The organism is Corynebacterium liangguodongii, from assembly GCF_003070865.1.
Classification (GTDB): domain Bacteria; phylum Actinomycetota; class Actinomycetes; order Mycobacteriales; family Mycobacteriaceae; genus Corynebacterium; species Corynebacterium liangguodongii.
In genome coordinates this window covers 558,789-576,004 of record NZ_CP026948.1, presented here as the reverse complement: position 1 = coordinate 576,004, position 17,216 = coordinate 558,789, and the positions used below count along the sequence as shown (strand labels likewise).

Below are 17,216 nucleotides of genomic sequence, written 5' to 3'. Positions count from 1 at the left end.
TTACGCTCCCGGTTTGCCCGTCTTGTAGCCCACTCCACGCACCGTCAAGATGATCTCCGGGTTCTCCGGGTCGTGCTCGATCTTCGAGCGCAGCCGCTGCACGTGGACGTTGACTAAGCGGGTATCCGAGGCGTTGCGGTAGCCCCAAACCGTCTCTAAGAGCTCCTCGCGGGCGTGGACCTGGTTGGGCTTGCGCGCCATCTCCAGCAGCAGGTCGAACTCGAGCGGGGTCAGCGCGATCTCCTCGCCGGCGCGGGTGACCATGTGCTGGGGCACGTCGATGGTAAGGTCCCCGATCGTGAGCACCTCGCTCGGCTCGGAGTCCGTGCGGCGCAGCCGCGCGCGGATTCTGGCAATGAGCTCCTTTGGCTTGAACGGCTTGGTGATGTAGTCGTCGGCACCCGATTCGAGCCCCAGCACGACGTCCACAGTGTCGGTCTTGGCCGTGAGCATGACGATGGGCACCGCCGAGACCTTGCGGATCTCGCGGCAGATGTCGACCCCGTTCATCCCCGGCAGCATCAAATCGAGCAGGATGACGTCCGGGTCGTAGCTCTCGAAGGCGCCGATCGCCTCCGCCCCATCGGTGACCGGCTTGCACTCGAAGCCCTCCGCCTCAAGCACGATGGTGAGCATTTCGTTGATCGCCGGGTCGTCATCAACGACGAGGATTCTGGGGGTCATTTCGGCTCCTTAGGCGAAGGTCTTCGACTGCTTGGATGATAGCGTCCGGCTGGGCGCTGCGCAGCCACCGCCCCGCCCAGCCGGACGCGGAAAGGCGCTCGTAGGCGGCAAACGTCGCAACCTGCAGCGCGGCGTCGCGCTCGTAGCGGTCGGGCTCGCGCGAGGCGTCGTGCGCGGCGCGCTTTCGCACCCGCTCCTTCGCCTCAGCAGGGCTCGTATCGACGAGCACGTGCAGGTCGGGCCGGGGCAGCCCGAGGCGGCCGAATTCGAGCTCTTCGACCCACCCAAACGCCGAATCCGATCCCGTGCGCGCGGCGGTGTAGGCGGCGTTGGAGGCGACGTAGCGGTCGAGGACGATGAGCTTATCCGGGGCGCCCACGAAGGCGTCGAGAAGCGGCTTGGCTCCGTGCCTGTCAAGCGCGAAGAGGGTGGCCATGCCGTGGGCGGAGCCGACAAGATCGCCCATCCGGCCGGCCAGCGCGTCGCGCGCGAGCTGGGCGTGGAGGGAGACCTCGTAGCGCGGAAACGCCAGGCTTTGCGCGCCCAGCGCCGCCGTGACGGCCTCGACCAGCGTGTTCTTGCCGGCCCCGTCGATGCCTTCGACCGCGATGATCATGAGCAGGTAGCCCCCCGCCCTAGTAGCGGTAGTGCTCGGGCTTGTACGGGCCCGCCACGTCGACGCCGATATACTCCGCCTGCTCCTTCGTGAGCTCGGTGAGCCGGCCGCCGAGCGCCTCGACGTGGATGCGGGCGACCTTTTCGTCGAGGTGCTTCGGCAGTCGGTAGACCTCGTTGCCGTACTTCGCGGAGTTGGTGTACAGCTCGATCTGAGCGATGGTCTGGTCCGCGAAAGAGTTCGACATGACGAACGACGGGTGGCCGGTGGCATTGCCGAGGTTGAGCAGGCGCCCCTCGGAGAGCACGATAATCGAGTTGCCCGACGGCAGGTGGAACAGGTCAACCTGCGGTTTGATCTGGGTCCGCGAGACGTCGTCGCGGTGGAGCAGCGAGTGCATATCAATCTCGTTATCGAAGTGCCCGATGTTGCCCAGCACAGCGTGGTCTTTCATCTTGAGCATGTCCTCGAAGGTGATGATGCCCAGGTTGCCTGTCGCGGTGATGATGAAGTCCGCCTGGGCGATCGCCTCGTCGACGGTAACAACGCTGTAGCCATCCATGAGGGCCTGCAGCGCGTTGATCGGATCGATCTCGGTGACCGAGACGATCGCGCCCTGGCCGCTGAGCGCCTCGGCGACTCCCTTGCCCACGTCACCGTAGCCGCACACCAGGGCCCTCTTGCCCGCGATGAGCATGTCGGTGCCGCGGTTGATCCCGTCGATAACGGAGTGGCGGGTGCCGTAGCGGTTGTCAAACTTCGACTTGGTCACCGCGTCGTTGACGTTCATGGCGGGGAAGGGCAACACGCCCTCCCGCGCGAAGTGGTAGAGGCGGTGCACACCCGTCGTGGTCTCCTCCGTCACCCCCTTGACCTCGGCGGCGGTGCGCGTCCACTTGGCCGCATCGCGCTCGAGCGTCTCGGCCAGCATCGCGTAGAAGGCGACCTGTTCGTCCGAGTCGCCCGGCTGGGCCTGCGGTACGGCACCGGCCTTTTCGAACTCGAGGCCCTTGATCACGGCCATGGTCGCGTCCCCGCCGTCGTCCAAGATCATGTTCGGGTAAATTCCCTCGCCCCAGCTGAAGATCTGGTTGACGCACCACCAGTACTCCTCGAGCGTCTCCCCCTTCCACGCGAAGACAGGCACGCCCTGCGGGTTTTCCGGGGTGCCGTGCTTGCCCACGACCACGGCCGCGGCGGCGGCATCTTCCGTGGAGAAAATGTTGCACGACGACCAGCGCACCTGCGCCCCGAGCTCGACGAGGGTTTCGATGAGCACGGCGGTCTGGGTGGTCATGTGGATCGACCCGGAGATCCGCGCCCCGGCCAGCGGCTTGTCCGCGCCGTACTCGCGGCGCAGCTGCATCAGGCCCGGCATCTCGTATTCCGCGAGCTCGATCTGCTTGCGGCCGGCTTCAAACAAGGTGATATCCGCGACCTTGTAGTCGCTCACGGCGCTGGCGTTACTCATCGAATCACATCTTTCGTCTGGGCTATTATCCACTGTCCTCGTGCGGGCCTCTTCCATCCCTGCAGGTCACGGCGGGGGCGTGAGAATACTCTATACACCTTAGCCGCAGCAATCGGGCCGGCACGACACCCCCGGGCAGCACGGGGGGCGGGGGCGGGCGTCTAGGAGAGGGCCTCAATAAACTGGTCGATATCGGCGAAGTCCTCGTCGTCACCCTCGACCGCCTCAAGCAGCCCCGCGGCCGCCTCCGCGAGCTTCTCGTCTACCTCCGCATCAACCTCGCGGATAAAGGGGTAAGAATCCACAACATCGCCCGCGCTAAACGGCGCCCCCGCCCACATCGCGGCGATCGTGGCCGCGGCGCGGCCGTTGGCGAGCTCTTCGCCGGTCGGCGTCGTCTCACCCGCCGCGAGCAAAACGGCGTCTCGCACCGCCTGCACCGCCTCCTCCGGCTCGAGGTCGTTGAGATCGTCGAGGAAATCGACGTTGGCCTCCTCCGTCAAGATGAACCTATCCCACGTGCTCATGGGTCTTTCCCTCCCTTGCATTCGGTGATGTGTGCCCGTGGCCGCTCGCGGCCTCGCACCTCCCCTTAGTACGCGATCCAGCGGCGCGATTCCACCGCGGCGGACCTCCCGCTAAGCCCTGGACCCGCGCATACTTCACAGCCGCCGGTTGACGTGCTATAAATGCAAAGACGACGCCTAATTGTTACCAACTTGTAACCAGTAGCGATACGCGAAGGACACACCGTAGACACACCGATGAAGGGGCACCCCGTGAACGACTCCAAGCGCCTTGTCACAGCGCTCATGGCCGTTGGCCTCGTTCTCGCGCTGGGCATCGGCCTGATCGTGTGGAAGGTCTCCTCCCCCTCGTCCGGCAGCGCGCCGACGTTCCAGGCCGACGCTGTGGAGCCCGCAGCGGACGAGGAGCGCTCGAGCTCCCCCGCCGCCCCGACGCGCTCGACCATGGCTTCCGATTCGGACGAGAACGCCGATCACGCTCCTGGCGCGGAGGGCGCGACCGAGCCCCCGGCGCAGCGGGGCACCGACGGGACGGGCGGCGGCGCCGAAGGCGCCCCGCGCGACCCCCTCCTCCCGCCCAACGCCGTGGTCAACCCCTCCACCAGGGCTTCGCGCCCGACGCAGATCCTGCGCCCCTCCAACGTCGTCCCCACATCGGTGGCCTCCGCGCCCGACGGGGCCCTGCTCACCGGCCCCACCGGTGCGGGCGAGCCCGCCACCCCCGGCGAGGCTACCTACGAGCAGCCCTCCTCCCCGTCGACGTCTGTGCCTGTGCCGCAGACAACCGCGCCGACCACGAGCACGCAATCCCCGACGGAGAGCACCTCTCCGGTGACGCCGACCACGGCGACGGAGCCGACCCCGGCCACGGAGCCCAGCCCGGCGGCGATCCCGACGGACAAGGCGCTGCGTCAGGCCGTTCCCGAAGACGCGACCTCTTCCGAGCCGCCAGAGACGCTGCTTGAGCGCCTCCGCGGCGCCATCGGCAGGCAGATCCTCTAGAGGCTCCCAGAACCCCCTAGGCGTTTTCCATCACCGTCGCCGCGAGGGCGCGCACGAGCAACCGCGCTGCAGCACCGAAGGCACCGGTCTCGCCTTCTGCGACGCCCTCGGCCCGGGCACGGCCCGCGGGAAGGTGCCTGCGGTCATCCTGGTTCCACGCCACCACCGCGGGCCCGACTGCGCCCGCGGGAGGATCGATGAAGGGATCGTGGAAGATGTCCTCCGGCCCGGTCTCTCGCAGCGCGCGGCCCAGCTCATCCCGGTCGACGAACCCGCTGGCCATCCCGCGGACGGACCACATCTCGGCCACCGCCCTGGCGACGACTCGACCACAGCTGTTCACACCGGTGTGCACGAGCGGGCCGGCGGCGGCGAACTCGCGCAGGGCGCGGGCGGGGTTGACCGTGGCGTCTCGCTCGGGGCTCAGCCCGACTAGCTCGCGATCGACCTCGTCGGCGGCGGCGCCGAGCAGGCCGCCGCGTGCGTCTTCGGGGCGCACCAGTGCCCACGCCGCCCCGAAGGAGCGCAGCGCCGAGGGCCCCTCGGGCCCGGGCGGCGCGGGGATGACGATGGTGTCGGAGGGGGCCTCGCTGACAACGGCCCCGCCTGCCGGCCCGGCCAGCACGCTCGCCGCGCCACGCCGCGCGGCCGTCGCCAAAGCGCGGGATGCCGCCTCGGCCGCCTCTGGGGACGACGGCTCCCCCACGACGACTACGACGTCGAGCGCACCGACGTAGTGCGGCAGACCGGGCGTGACCATGACGGGAAGCGCCGCCGGGGCCGCGAGCTCGACGGCCGCGCGCGCCGCCGCCGCGGAGGACTGGTCTGCAGGCACGATGACGAGGCTGCGCGGCGCGAGGCTGCGCAGCGGGGCAAACACGTCGGCCGCCTCGGCAATCGCGCGCAGCTGGGCGCCTTCGTGCGCGATGTCGAAGAAGGCTGCTCGCTCGCAGCTGCTGGGCAGAGCGGCACGGGGGTCGGCCCGGGGGTCGGCGAAGTCGTCCATGCCCGCCAGGCTACGCGCGGATGACGGAGAGGACCTCCTCGACGAGGGATGCAACCTCGCCTTGGGTGGGCGCCTCGGCGTTGAGGCGCAGGAGGGGCTCCGTGTTCGAGGCGCGGACATTGAACCACACTGGCGGGTTCTCGCCGAGGGTGATGGTCACCCCGTCGAGGCGATCGATGTCAACGGCGCGGTCCTCAAACGCAGCGACGACGCGCTTGGTGGCCGCTTCTTGGTCGCTCACATGCGAGTTGATCTCGCCGGAGGCACAGTAGCGGTCGTAGCTCCCCATCATCTGGCTCAGCGGCTGGTCCTGCTCGGCGAGCGCGGCGAGCACGTGGAGGGCGGCGAGGAGGCCAGAGTCTGCGTTGTAGAACTCGGCGAAGTAGTAGTGCGCGGAGTGCTCCCCGCCGAAGAGCGCCCCGGTCTGGGCCATGTGCGCCTTGATGTAGGAGTGCCCGACGCGGGTGCGCACCGCCGTGCCCCCGTTTTCCTCAATGATCTCGGGCACGGCGCGCGAGGTGATCGCGTTGTGGATGATCGTGGCGCCGGGGTGGCTGGCGAGCGTGCGGGTGGCCACGAGCGCGGTGACGGCGGAGGGCGAGATGGGGTTGCCCTTTTCGTCGACGACGAAGCAGCGGTCGGCGTCGCCGTCGAAGGCGAGCCCGATATCGGCTCCCTGTTCGACGACGAACTTCTGCAGGTCCTCAAGGTTTTCCGGGTCGAGCGGGTTGGCCTCGTGGTTGGGGAAGGTGCCGTCGAGCTCGAAGTAGAGCGGGCGCACGTCGAGGCCGTCGAGCACGGTGGGTACCGTCAGCCCGGCCATGCCGTTGGCCGCGTCGACCGCGACGACGAGGCGGCGCTGCGGCAGCGGCGCGAGCTCGCGCAAGAACGCCGCGTAGTCTTCGAGCACGTCTCGCTTATCGACGCCCCCTACCTCCCCGTCCCAGCCCGGCACGCCGTCGATGACCATCCGCGCGATCTCGGCCAGGCCGGTCTCGGTGCTCACCGGCTTCGCCCCCGCGCGGCATAGCTTGATGCCGTTGTACTGCGCGGGGTTGTGCGAGGCGGTAAACATCGCCCCAGCGCAGGACAGCGAGCCGGAGGCGTAGTAGAGCTCGTCGGTGGAGGTCAGGCCGAGCTCGATGACGTCGAGCCCCTGCGAGGTCGCGCCGCGGCAGAAGGCGGCGGCGAGCTGCGGCGAGGAGGGGCGCATGTCGTAGCCCACCGCGATGCGGCGCTCGCCCTCCTCGCGCAGGATGTGGGCGTAGGCCGCGCCGACGACGGAGATGAATTCCTCGTCGATGTCCGTGCCGACGACGCCACGGATGTCGTAGGCCTTGATGACGCTGCGCAGGGAGCTTGTGGTGTGCTGAATTGCCATGGCGACAATCCTAGCCCTCCTCGCCGCGCTCCCTTTGTGCCTCGGGCTCCGGGTCGGGCACGACCCGGAGGTGGGAGCGGCGCGCGGCCTTGGCGGCGGCGACCTGCCCCTCAATGCGTTTGGTGCGGTGGACCGGGTGATTGGAGGTGCTGGGGTCGCCGAAGTCGTGGTTCGCCGCGTACTCAATGGGGTCTTCGCCGGCGTCGACGAGCCCGGTGGTGACCCTTCCCGCTTCGCGCACGGCCTCGGCCAGGGCGGTCAAGTCGTCGTCGTCAAGCTGCTCGAGCTCCTCGTCGTCGATGTCGACGTGCTCGACGCGCACCATGTCCCAGCCGACGGGCGCCGAGATGTTCGCCGCGTGGTGCTCGCACAGGTCCCAGGAGTGGGGCTCGGCGACGGGCGCGAGCGGCCCTACGACGGCGGTGGAGTCCGCGTAGGCGTAGATGAGCGTGGCCACGGCGGGTCGGCCGCAGCCCGGTCGGCAGCAACGACGGAAGGTGTTCACGGGGCCCAAGTCTAAACTTCTCCTTGAGATTAGGCGGATGACACGCGGCGCGCTCCCGCTGAAGCGCCGCGCCCGCCGCCTATCATAGGACGCCATGAGCAAGGCCGACCCGCTGCACATCCGACCCGCCCGCGACCGCCGCGCCCGGGGGCCGCGCGGGCCGCTGCTGCCCATCGGCGTGCCGCGCTACCGCTCGCGCTCGATGGCCTTTGACCAGCTCGTTTTGGAGAGCTACGCCCCTTTGCACAACTCCTACCCCGACCAGCTCTCCGGGGTCGACCTCGCCGTGGATACGATCCCACGGATGCGCCTGCGGCCGGATTCGATCATTCCCGATGACATCGTTGCCGACGGCCCGGTCCCGCTCGGGCGGGTGCTCGCCGCCGGGGTGGACCGCTACGGCAGCCCTACGCGCGCCCGGATCGTCGTATTTCGTGCGCCGATCGAGCACCGCGCGAAGACAGCGACCGAGCGCTCCGAGCTGCTCACGTGGGTGCTCACCGCGTTGGTGGCCTACCACCTCAACCTGGACCCGCGCGATATAGACCCGGACTTCGGGCTCTAGCCGATCTGCTTTTTCAGCCTGCGGCGCTCGCGGTCGGACAGGCCGCCCCAGATGCCGAAGCGCTCGTCGTGCTCGAGCGCGTACTCGAGGCACTCGTCGCGCACCGCGCAAGCCTGGCAGATGCGCTTCGCCTCGCGCGTCGAGCCGCCCTTTTCCGGGAAAAACGCCTCGGGGTCGGTCTGGGCGCACAGGGCTTGATCCTGCCATTCCTGCTCGACGGTGCCGAAGAGTTCATCGAGAGTCATCCCGCCCGCAGCTGCGCCGCGGAGAATGGCGTTGTCAGCCGTGTTGTCCACGCCGTCCCCTTCCTGCGTTGTGGTCTGTGATCCGGCACCGCCGCCATTGCCGATGCGATCCGGTGTAATTACGCCGGTGCCATTTCCGTGTGGTTTCTACTAGCGATTGAACACCGAGAAACTAAATAGCCGCAACCTCTCGGGCCGTCTTTTCGCGCTCGCGCCCGAAGAACCGCCGTCATTCGCCACAGGAGTCACATGGGCAACAGGGCCCGCCCAGAGGGGGTAGCGAGAGGGGGTACTACATCTAGTGGTAGACCACCCGCAGCACACCTATTCGGTCGCGCCCCCGGCGTGTCGCTACGCATCCGGCGAAAACCTGATCCCCGAATCCGGGATGTCCACGCCCGGCCACACGCGCATCCCGCCCTGGAGCTCGCAGCGCGCCCCGATCTGGGCGCCCTCGCCGATCACGCAGCCGAAGATCCGGGCGTTCGCCCCGATGCGCACCCCCGCCGCGATAATCGAGCCGCGCACCACAGCCCCCGGCTCGATGGTCACCCCATCGAAGATCACACTGTCATCCACGCGGCAACCGGCGCCGATGTCGCAGCCCCGGCCCACCGTGGTACCGCCCATGAGGATGACCCCACCGGCGACGCCGGCGGAGTCGTCGACAAGCGCCTCGCCCGTCTTTCCCACGAGCAACGGCGAATAGGCGATGCCGCGCACGAGGTCGGACGAGCCCTGCACGAAGTCGTCGGGCCTGCCCATATCGCGCCAATACGTCGTGTCCACGTGCCCGACGATCCGCGCGCCCGCCGAGAGCAACCCCGGGAAGGTCTCGCGCTCGACCGAGACGACGCGTCCGGCCGGGATCTGGTCGATCACCGAGCGCTTGAACACGTAGCAGCCCGCGTTGATCTGATCCGTCGGCGGATCAGGGGTCTTTTCCAAAAATTCCAAGACGTTGCCGTCGCCGTCCGTGGGCACGCAGCCGAACGCCCGCGGATCGGGCACCCGCACGAGGTGCAGGGTCACATCCGCGTCCTTCTCGGCGTGGGTGTGCAGGATATCGCTCAGGTTCGCCCCGGAGAGCACGTCGCCGTTGAACACCATCGCGGTATCAAAGCGCAGCTTCGGCGCGACGTTGCGGATCGCCCCGCCGGTGCCAAGCGCCTCTTCCTCCACGACGTATTCAATCTCGAGGCCCCACTCCGAGCCGTCGCCGAAGTAGGACTCGAAGACCTCGGCGCGAAACGACGTGCCCAGCACCACGTGGCGCATGCCGGCCTCGCGGATCCGCGCGAGCAGGTGTCCGAGGAACGGCACCCCAGCGGTCGGCAGCATCGGCTTCGGGGTCGACACCGTCAGCGGGCGCAGACGCGTCCCTCGCCCGCCGACGAGGATGACGGCGTCGGTATGCGCTGGATCAGACATATAACTTAGGTACCTTTCGCTAGCTCGAGTGCGGCGCGTGCCCTCAGCCCGAGCCAGAGGGCCCCGCGCAGCGGCGCCTGCCACCAGGCCGGGTGACGGTCTGCCTGGAAACGGTACGCGGAGGCGTGGTGGGCGGGCACCGTGACACGCGCGTGTCGCCCCGCGACGTGACCTTGATCATGGTGGATAACCGCCGAGGGGCAGTACACGTTGCGCCACCCGGCGCGGGTGAGCCGATCGCCGAAGTCGACGTCTTCGAGGTACATGAAGTAGCGCTCGTCGAACCCCCCGACCGCGTCGAAGGCGTCCCACCGCACCATCAGGCACGACCCGGAGAGCCACCCGGCGACGCGCTCGGTGTCCATGTCGCGCTCCGCGCGGTAGGCGGCGCTAAACGGGTTGGACGGCCAGAGACCGGAGAGCAGAGCGTGCCCGATGCCCGTAAAGAGCCCGGGGACCTCGCGCGCGCTCGGGTAGGCCCGTCCGTCCTCCTCCTCGATCCTCGGCCCCACCGCGCCCGCCTCCGGCCGGCGCCGCAGGCACGCGGCGAGCTCGTCGATGGACCCGGGCAAAAAGCGCACGTCGGGGTTGGTGATAAGGAAGTACTCGCCGTCTATCTCGCCCGCGTGGCGACGCCCCTCGAGCCACCGCGCCGCCGCATTAATCGCCGCGCCGTAGCCGATGTTGCCGCCCGTGCGCAGCACCTCCACGTCCTCCCGCCCGGCAGCGAGAGCCTCGGGCGCGCCGTCGGTCGAGCCATTGTCCGCACACACCACAATAAACGGGCGGGAGCACGCCTCCGGGAGCGAGCGGGCGAGCGCGTCGAGGTGGCGTCCCGGGGAAAACGTCACCGTTATTACGGCAAGCGGCGCATCACGAGTAGTCACAATGACACGAGCCTAGCGCCTACGGCGCGAAATGCCCGGTTGCGGCGCGGATACCCGCCGGGCAATGTCGTATACTCCCGTGGGTGAGCGTCAACACAGACAACTCCGGGCCAGCACGGCCCGCTCAGCGCCGCGCGCGAGACATCCAGCCCGCCCCCTCCCGGGTGCGCGACATCTCCCAGGCCGGACACCCTGTGCTCAAAGGCGCCCTCGCCGCCACCTCCGCGGCCATCATCGCGATCTCCGGAATCGGCTACTTCTCCGTCGGCCGCCTCGGCGGCCAGCTCAGCGCCTCCGAGCTGCAGCTGCGCGAGGGCGGCGCGGACAGCCTCGATGGGGCCGTCGACATCTTGCTCGTCGGGTCGGATTCGCGTACCGACGCCCAAGGCAACCCGCTGAGCGAGGACGAGCTTGCCCGGCTCAACGCCGGTGTCGCCGACGGCGAGATCAATACCGACACGATCATGGTCATCCGCATCCCCGACGATGGCTCCCGCGCCACCGCGGTGTCGATCCCGCGCGATACCTACATCCACCACGACGAGTTCGGCAACATGAAAATCAACGGCGTCTACGCCTCCTACGCCGCCAAGGAGCGCGAGCGCCAGCTCGCGGGCGGCGCCTCCGAGGGCCCGGAGCTGGAAAAGCGCGTCGCGCGCGCGGGCCAGGAGGGGCTGATCGACGCCGTGGCGGACCTCACCGGCGTGGAGGTCGACCACTTTGCCCAGGTGGGCCTGCTCGGCTTCGCGCTGCTCACCGACGCCGTCGGCGGCGTCGACGTGTGCCTCAACGCCCCCGTCGACGAGCCGCTCTCCGGGGCGAAGTTCCCCGCCGGGGAGCAGACCCTCAGCGGCGCCCAGGCGCTCTCCTTCGTCCGCCAGCGCCACGACCTGCCGCGCGGCGACCTCGACCGGATCGTGCGCCAGCAGGTCTACATGGCCTCGCTGGTCCACAAGACGCTCTCGGCGGGCACGCTGGCAAACCCGAGCAAGCTGCGCGAGCTCGCCAGCGCCGCGGAGCGCTCAGTCACCCTCGACGAGGGCTGGGACGTCGTGAAGTTCGCCCAGCAGATGTCCGGGCTCGCGGCCGGCGACGTGACCTTCACCACCATCCCGGTCACCTCGGTCGACGGGGTGGGCGATTACGGAGAATCCATCGTCACCGTCGACGTCTCCCAGGTGCACGACTTCATGGACGCCGCCGTGAGACCACCGGAGCCCGCCCCCGAGGACGGCGCCGCGCCCGCGGCGCCCGCCGGGGCCGACGCGCTGACGGGCGCTACCATCTACGCACTCAACGCCGGGGAGACCGACGGGCAGGCCGGCGGCGTGGCCGGCTGGCTGAAGGAGCGCGGCGTCGATATTGCGGAAGTCTCCAACGCCGTGCCCGGCGTCTACTCGCAATCCCAGGTCGTCGCGCTCGACGCGGAAGACCCCGCGGCCCAGGCCCTCGCGCAGATGCTCGGCGGGCTGCCCGTGACGGCAAACGAGGGCCTGGAGCCGGGTAGCCTCGTCGTCGTCGTGGCGGGCGACTACGCCGGGCCGGTCTCCGCCGCGGCCGCCACGGCGACCTCGGCGCAACCCTCCCCCGAGGACGCCGTGGGGACCCCCGGGGAGGATTTCGGCACCGCCGTAGTCGCCCCCGAAATCGACGCTGGCGGCGACGGGCCGCGCTGCGTGAACTAGGCCCTATGATGGGCGCACATGAGCATCATGGCACCCCTGCTTGCGCACCACCCCCAGGCACCCAGGCTCACGGTCTACGACGAGGCGGCGGGCACGAGGATGGAGTTCTCCGCCCTTACGCTGGATAACTGGGCGGCGAAGATCGCGAACATGCTCGACGAGGAGTTCGAGCTCGAGCCCGGCGCAACGGTGCTCATCGACCTCCCGGCCTCGTGGCAGCTCGCGGTCATCGCGCTCGGCGTGATCAACTCCTCCCGTAAGCCGGTGTTTGCCGGCGAGACGGACGCGGCAGAGGAGCAGGCCGCGCCCGCGCTCGTCTTCACCACCGTCGAGGCCGCGCCCTCCTATGCCGCCGCGCGCGATGTCGTCGTGGTCTCCCCCGATCCCTTCGGCCGCGGCGTGATCGAATCCGGCGGGCAGCTGCCGGAGGGCACGGTCGATTTCGGGCCCACGGTGCGCTTCTACGGGGATAGCTATCTCGGCGACTCCCCCGCGCTTGCTGCCTACGCCGATGGGGAGCTCGGCGCCCACCGCTACATGGTCGATCCGTGGCGAGACCGAGTGGACGTCGATAAGCGTCTGCTCGCCCCGCTGGCGGCCGGCGGCTCGGTGGTGGCCTGCCTGGGCCTGAACTCCACGGAGCGGCTGCGCGCGATCGCAGAGGCCGAAAACGTCACGCACTATCTCTCCCGCGAGTAGCCGCCTGCCCGATTCCGGCGCGACACTCCCCCTGCTTGGGGGTAAAACGCTGGATTTTTACCGGGGAATTGCTGCGCATAACTACATTAAAGGCACCAAACGACCGAGAAAGGTGCCCCACATGTTCTCCTCTTCCACCCGGCGTCGGCTGCGCGTCCCCGCCGTGATCCTCACCGCCGCCATCGGCTCGGCGGCGCTCGTCTCCTGCGGCTCCCAGGAAGGGCCCCAGGGCGGCTCGGCGGCCCCGGTAGCTGATGCGCAGGGCCGCGGCCCCATCACCTTCGCGATGGGCCGCAACGACACGGACAAGCTCATCCCGGTCATCGAGAAGTGGAACTCCGAGCACCCGGACGAGCAGGTCACCCTCAAAGAGCTCGCCGGCGAGGCCGACGACCAGCGCGATACCCTCGTGCAGTCGCTGCAGGCGGGCAACTCCGACTACGACGTCATGGCGCTCGACGTGGTCTGGACCGCCGACTTCGCCGCGAACCAGTGGCTCGCCCCGCTCGAGGGCGAGCTCGGGGTCGATACCTCCAAGCTGCTGCAGGCCACCGTCGACTCCGCCACCTACGGCGGCAAGCTCTACGCCCTGCCGCAAAACACCAACGGCCAGTTGCTCTTCCGCAACACTGAGCTTGCCGCTCAAGCCCCGCAAAAGTTCGCCGACATCACCTCCGCCTGCAAGGCCGTGAACAACGCCGACTGCCTGACCACCCAGCTCAAGCAGTACGAGGGCCTGACAGTGAACACACTGGGCTTCATCAACGGCTTCGGCGGCGAGGCGCTCGATGCCTCCGGCGCGCCCGCCGTCGAGTCGCCGCAGTCCAAGGAGGGCATCCAGGCGCTTGTCGACGCCTACGCAGACGGCACCATCTCCAAGGCCTCCACCGCCGCCACGGAAGAGGAGACCAACCTCGCCTTTACCGAGGGCAAGACCGCGTTTGCCATCAACTGGCCCTACATGTACGCCAACGCGGTCGAGGCCGGCGTCGGCGTCGAGGTCCAGCCGCTCGTGGGCAAGGACGGCGTGGGCGTGTCCACCCTCGGCGGCTACAACAACGGCATCAACATCCACTCGAAGAACAAGGCCACGGCCCGCGACTTCATCGAGTTCATCATCAACGAGGACAACCAGCGCTCCTTCGCCGCGGCCTCCTTCCCGCCGGTGCTCGCCTCGATATACGACGACGCCGAGCTGATCTCCCAGCAGCCCTACCTGCCGGCGCTGAAGGAGTCTCTGGAAAACGCCAAGCCGCGCCCGGTCTCGCCGTTCTACCCGGCGATCTCCAAGGCCATCCAGGACAACGCGTACGCGGCGCTGACCGCGGGCAAGAGCGTCGACGACGCGACCCGCGACATGGCCGCCGCGATCCGCCAGGCCGCCGGCTCCTAGGAGGGCCCGCAGCCCGCGTAGCGAAACGCCCGAACCCGTGAGACGATCGGGGACGGGCGTTTCCCCGTCTCAAGCCCCCAGACGCAACGAAAAGATCCTGATGACCACTGCTACCGCTCAACCCCGCCGCTCAGATACCGGCCGCGCCGCGCTGCTGACCGCCCCCGCGCTCGCCGTGCTCGCCGTGGTGATCGGCTACCCCATCATCCGGGCGATCATCTTGTCCTTCCAGGGCAACCGCCGCCTCGATCCGGCAACGGGCCTGTTTACCGACGGCGGGTTCGCCGGGTTGGAGAACTACCTGTACTGGATCACCAACCGGTGCATGTCGCCCACCGGCGTGATCGGCACCTGCCCGCCCGGCGTGTTGTCCACGGATTTCTGGCCGGCGGTGGGCATTACCTTGTTCTTCACCGTGGTCACGGTCTTGTTGGAGACTGCCCTCGGCATGGCCATGGCGCTAATCATGAACACCGAGTCGCGCGGCCGAGCGTTCATCCGCGCCGCGGTGCTCATCCCCTGGGCAATCCCGACGGCGGTAACGGCGAAGCTGTGGCAGTTCATGTTCGCTCCCGCCGGCATCATTAATTCCCTGCTCGGCGCCGACATCGCGTGGACGACAGACCCCTGGGCGGCGCGCACCGCGGTGATCATTGCGGACGTGTGGAAGACCGCCCCGTTTATGGCCCTGCTCATCCTCGCCGGGTTGCAGATGATCCCGCGGGAGGTCTATGAGGCCGCGCGTGTCGACGGCGCGACCCGCTGGCAGCAGTTCACCCGGATCACCCTGCCGCTCGTGCGCCCGGCGCTCATGGTCGCCGTGCTCTTCCGCACCCTCGACGCGCTGCGCATGTACGACCTGCCGGTGATCATGATCTCCGGTTCCTCCAACTCGCCGACGGCGACGATCTCCCAGCTCGTCGTCGAAGACATGCGCCAGGGCAACTTCAACTCGGCCTCGGCCCTTTCCACACTGATTTTCCTGCTCATCTTCGCCGTCGCGTTCATCATGATTCGTTTCCTCGGCGCGGACGTCGGCGGTGGGCGTCGTGAAGCGAAGGAGGATTCGCGATGAAAAAGTTCGTCCACTACGCCGGGGTGTTATTCATCATGTTCTGGGGTCTCGCACCCTTCTACTGGATGCTTATCACCGCGCTGCGCGATAGTGCGCACACTTTTGATACCACCCCTTGGCCGACCCACGTCACGCTGGATAACTTCCGCGACGCCCTGGCCACGGACAAGGGCAACGACTTCCTCGGCGCGATCGGCAACTCTCTGCTCATTTCCTTATCGACGACCCTGATCGCGGTGGCAGTCGGAGTGTTTACCGCCTACGCCATCGCGCGGCTCGACTTCCCCGGCAAGGGCGTCGTCACCGGCGTCATCCTCGCCGCCTCCATGTTCCCCGGCATCGCCCTGGTCACCCCGCTGTTCCAGCTCTTCGGCGACCTCGGCTGGATTGGCACCTACCGCGCGATGATCATCCCGAACATCTCCTTCGCGCTGCCGCTGACCATCTACACCCTGGTGTCGTTTTTCCAGCAGCTGCCGTGGGAGCTCGAGCAGGCCGCGCGTGTCGACGGCGCCACCCGCGCCCAGGCCTTCCGCCTCGTGCTCCTCCCCCTGGCCGCCCCGGCGATCTTCACCACCGCGATCCTCGCGTTCATCACCACCTGGAACGAGTTCATGCTGGCCCGCCAGCTCTCCACCACCGCCACCGAGCCTGTCACCGTGGCGATTGCGCGCTTTAGCGGCCCGAGCGCGTTCGAATACCCCTATGCTGCGATCATGGCCGCCGGCTCCCTGGTCACAGTGCCGCTGATCATCATGGTGCTCGTCTTTCAGCGCCGTATCGTCTCGGGTTTGACCGCGGGCGGAGTGAAGGGCTGATGCGCCGCGACCTGCTGTGGCAAACCCTCATCGGCTTCGTGGGCTTCTTCGCGCTTCTCGCGCTGGCTCAGGCGGTGCTCAACTTGTTCCGGCCCTCCCCCGCGCTGTGGCCGGGTCTGCTGGCCGGGGCGCTGTGCGTTCTCACCTGGTGGCTGGTGCGCCGCTGGCTGCGCTGGCGCGAGGGCCCGGCCGGGGCCGCCGCCCCTTAGGGTAAACCCGGACGCCTCAACCCGCGGTCTTTCCGCCTCAACCCGGACCATTCTTAGGCTTCCGGGTTGAGGCGGAAGCGAGCAGCCGCCTCCACACCACCCGCGCCACGGAGTGCGGCAGCGCGATGACCTCCCGGGCATAGTTCTTCGCCCGGGAGCGCCGCGGCGTCGGCGCGCTCACGACCTCGACCGGGATGCCTAAGTGCCACGCCCACGCGCGGGTGCGCGGGACGTGGAAGGAACTAGTCACCACCGTCAACCGCACCCCGGGATACAGCGCGGCGGAATTCTCCAGATTCTCGTTGGTCGAGCGGGCCAGCGGTTCCTCCACCACCGAGGCAACCCCCCGCTGGGCAAGCCAGGCGGCCATCACCGCGGCCTCCCCGCGGTGCCCACTGACGACAATGTCGCGCGAGGGCTCAGCGCTCCAGAGCGTAAGCGCACTGGATAATCGCGCCTCGAGCATCGGCGAGGGGCGCCCGCCGATGACGCGGGCGCCGAGCACGACGATGGGGCTATTCACCAAGCAGGCGCGCGCGCAGCGCCTCGTCCTTGCGCTCAACCTCGGCGGCCATATCGGCCTGGTAGGCGGACATCTTCTCCAGCACCTGCGGATCACCAGCCCCGATGATGCGGGCGGCGAGCAGGCCGGCGTTCTTCGCGCCGCCGATGGAGACGGTGGCCACGGGCACGCCGCCGGGCATCTGCACGATGGAGAGCAGGGAGTCGAGGCCGTCTAAGTCCTTTAAGGCGCGCGGGATGCCAATCACCGGCAGCGGGGTTGCCGCGGCGACCATCCCGGGTAAGTGGGCGGCTCCCCCTGCGCAGGCGATGATGACCTTTAGGCCACGGCCGTGGGCGGACGTGGCGTAGGCGAGCATCTTCTCAGGTGTGCGGTGGGCGGAGACGACGCCGACTTCGAAGGGGATGGAGAACTGCGCGAGCACCTCGGCGGCGGGGGCGACGGTGTCCCAGTCGGAATCGGAGCCCATGATCAGTCCGACAATTGGCTGCATG

20 protein-coding genes are annotated in these 17,216 nt (G+C 68.5%); 8 read left to right on the top strand and 12 right to left on the bottom strand.

Annotated features, from left to right (window positions below):
- The 4 genes from mtrA to C3E79_RS02740 form a co-directional block, all read right to left on the bottom strand.
- The gene (gene mtrA, locus C3E79_RS02755; protein ID WP_108403535.1) at window positions 1-684 is read right to left on the bottom strand and encodes an MtrAB system response regulator MtrA; all 684 of its coding nucleotides are present in this window, start codon (window positions 682-684) and stop codon (window positions 1-3) included.
- Window positions 659-1,300 (bottom strand): dTMP kinase, encoded by a 642-nt coding sequence (locus C3E79_RS02750; RefSeq protein ID WP_108403534.1) that lies wholly within the window; start codon window positions 1,298-1,300, stop codon window positions 659-661. The genes mtrA and C3E79_RS02750 overlap by 26 nt, the downstream gene beginning before the upstream one ends.
- A gap of 19 nt (window positions 1,301-1,319) precedes the next feature.
- Window positions 1,320-2,771 (bottom strand): adenosylhomocysteinase, encoded by a 1,452-nt coding sequence (ahcY, locus tag C3E79_RS02745; RefSeq protein ID WP_108403533.1) that lies wholly within the window; start codon window positions 2,769-2,771, stop codon window positions 1,320-1,322.
- Window positions 2,772-2,932: 161 nt separating this feature from the next.
- Window positions 2,933-3,298: a DUF4259 domain-containing protein gene (locus tag C3E79_RS02740; protein ID WP_108403532.1), complete on the bottom strand. Its 366-nt coding sequence runs from the start codon at window positions 3,296-3,298 to the stop codon at window positions 2,933-2,935.
- A 252-nt stretch (window positions 3,299-3,550) separates the two neighbouring features.
- Between C3E79_RS02740 and C3E79_RS11680 the strand changes: the two genes are divergently transcribed.
- Complete coding sequence (locus tag C3E79_RS11680) at window positions 3,551-4,300, top strand: hypothetical protein (RefSeq protein WP_146183357.1); 750 nt, start codon at window positions 3,551-3,553, stop codon at window positions 4,298-4,300.
- A gap of 16 nt (window positions 4,301-4,316) precedes the next feature.
- On the opposite strand, the gene C3E79_RS11290 is transcribed toward C3E79_RS11680, so the two are convergent.
- Genes C3E79_RS11290 through C3E79_RS02715 form a run of 3 tightly spaced genes read right to left on the bottom strand, consistent with a single transcriptional unit; the run spans window position 4,317 to window position 7,192 of the window.
- Window positions 4,317-5,306, bottom strand: a complete 990-nt coding sequence (locus tag C3E79_RS11290; protein ID WP_146183358.1) for a hypothetical protein — start codon at window positions 5,304-5,306, stop codon at window positions 4,317-4,319.
- 10 nt (window positions 5,307-5,316) lie between these two features.
- Window positions 5,317-6,687, bottom strand: coding sequence for a phosphomannomutase/phosphoglucomutase (locus C3E79_RS02720; RefSeq protein WP_108403528.1), 1,371 nt, complete (start codon window positions 6,685-6,687; stop codon window positions 5,317-5,319).
- 10 nt (window positions 6,688-6,697) lie between these two features.
- Window positions 6,698-7,192 carry a DUF3499 domain-containing protein gene (locus C3E79_RS02715; RefSeq protein ID WP_187346089.1) on the bottom strand — a complete coding sequence of 165 codons (495 nt, stop codon included), beginning with the start codon at window positions 7,190-7,192 and terminating at the stop codon, window positions 6,698-6,700.
- A gap of 94 nt (window positions 7,193-7,286) precedes the next feature.
- On the opposite strand from C3E79_RS02715, the gene C3E79_RS02710 reads away from it, so the two are divergent.
- Window positions 7,287-7,757 carry a metallopeptidase family protein gene (locus C3E79_RS02710; protein WP_108403526.1) on the top strand — a complete coding sequence of 157 codons (471 nt, stop codon included), beginning with the start codon at window positions 7,287-7,289 and terminating at the stop codon, window positions 7,755-7,757.
- On the opposite strand, the gene C3E79_RS02705 is transcribed toward C3E79_RS02710, so the two are convergent.
- From C3E79_RS02705 to C3E79_RS02695, 3 genes are all read right to left on the bottom strand, one after another.
- On the bottom strand, window positions 7,754-8,002 hold the full coding sequence (locus tag C3E79_RS02705; protein WP_172808059.1) for a WhiB family transcriptional regulator: 249 nt from the start codon (window positions 8,000-8,002) through the stop codon (window positions 7,754-7,756). The genes C3E79_RS02710 and C3E79_RS02705 overlap by 4 nt on opposite strands.
- 351 nt (window positions 8,003-8,353) lie before the next feature.
- Complete coding sequence (gene manB / locus C3E79_RS02700) at window positions 8,354-9,433, bottom strand: mannose-1-phosphate guanylyltransferase (RefSeq protein WP_108403524.1); 1,080 nt, start codon at window positions 9,431-9,433, stop codon at window positions 8,354-8,356.
- A gap of 5 nt (window positions 9,434-9,438) precedes the next feature.
- Window positions 9,439-10,323: a glycosyltransferase family 2 protein gene (locus C3E79_RS02695; RefSeq protein ID WP_412778845.1), complete on the bottom strand. Its 885-nt coding sequence runs from the start codon at window positions 10,321-10,323 to the stop codon at window positions 9,439-9,441.
- An 80-nt stretch (window positions 10,324-10,403) separates the two neighbouring features.
- Here C3E79_RS02695 and C3E79_RS02690 point away from each other — a divergent pair, with 80 nt between their 5' ends.
- The 6 genes from C3E79_RS02690 (at window position 10,404) to C3E79_RS02665 (ending at window position 16,199) form a co-directional block, all read left to right on the top strand.
- Window positions 10,404-12,005 (top strand): LCP family protein, encoded by a 1,602-nt coding sequence (locus C3E79_RS02690; protein ID WP_235840539.1) that lies wholly within the window; start codon window positions 10,404-10,406, stop codon window positions 12,003-12,005.
- Between the two features lie 18 nt (window positions 12,006-12,023).
- Window positions 12,024-12,704 (top strand): TIGR03089 family protein, encoded by a 681-nt coding sequence (locus tag C3E79_RS02685; RefSeq protein WP_108403522.1) that lies wholly within the window; start codon window positions 12,024-12,026, stop codon window positions 12,702-12,704.
- A gap of 121 nt (window positions 12,705-12,825) precedes the next feature.
- Window positions 12,826-14,097: an ABC transporter substrate-binding protein gene (locus C3E79_RS02680; protein ID WP_108403521.1), complete on the top strand. Its 1,272-nt coding sequence runs from the start codon at window positions 12,826-12,828 to the stop codon at window positions 14,095-14,097.
- 100 nt (window positions 14,098-14,197) lie between these two features.
- Window positions 14,198-15,172, top strand: coding sequence for a carbohydrate ABC transporter permease (locus C3E79_RS02675; protein ID WP_108403520.1), 975 nt, complete (start codon window positions 14,198-14,200; stop codon window positions 15,170-15,172).
- Complete coding sequence (locus C3E79_RS02670) at window positions 15,169-15,990, top strand: carbohydrate ABC transporter permease (RefSeq protein ID WP_108403519.1); 822 nt, start codon at window positions 15,169-15,171, stop codon at window positions 15,988-15,990. The genes C3E79_RS02675 and C3E79_RS02670 overlap by 4 nt, the downstream gene beginning before the upstream one ends.
- Window positions 15,990-16,199, top strand: a complete 210-nt coding sequence (locus C3E79_RS02665; protein WP_108403518.1) for a hypothetical protein — start codon at window positions 15,990-15,992, stop codon at window positions 16,197-16,199. Before C3E79_RS02670 ends, C3E79_RS02665 begins: the two co-directional genes overlap by 1 nt.
- A gap of 37 nt (window positions 16,200-16,236) precedes the next feature.
- On the opposite strand, the gene C3E79_RS02660 is transcribed toward C3E79_RS02665, so the two are convergent.
- Both C3E79_RS02660 and purE read right to left on the bottom strand, forming a co-directional pair.
- Complete coding sequence (locus tag C3E79_RS02660; RefSeq protein ID WP_108403517.1) at window positions 16,237-16,722, bottom strand: YdcF family protein; 486 nt, start codon at window positions 16,720-16,722, stop codon at window positions 16,237-16,239.
- Entirely contained in the window at window positions 16,715-17,215 is a 501-nt protein-coding gene (gene purE / locus C3E79_RS02655) for a 5-(carboxyamino)imidazole ribonucleotide mutase (protein ID WP_108403516.1), read from the bottom strand. The genes C3E79_RS02660 and purE overlap by 8 nt, the downstream gene beginning before the upstream one ends.
- Between the last annotated feature and the right edge of the window lies 1 nt (window position 17,216).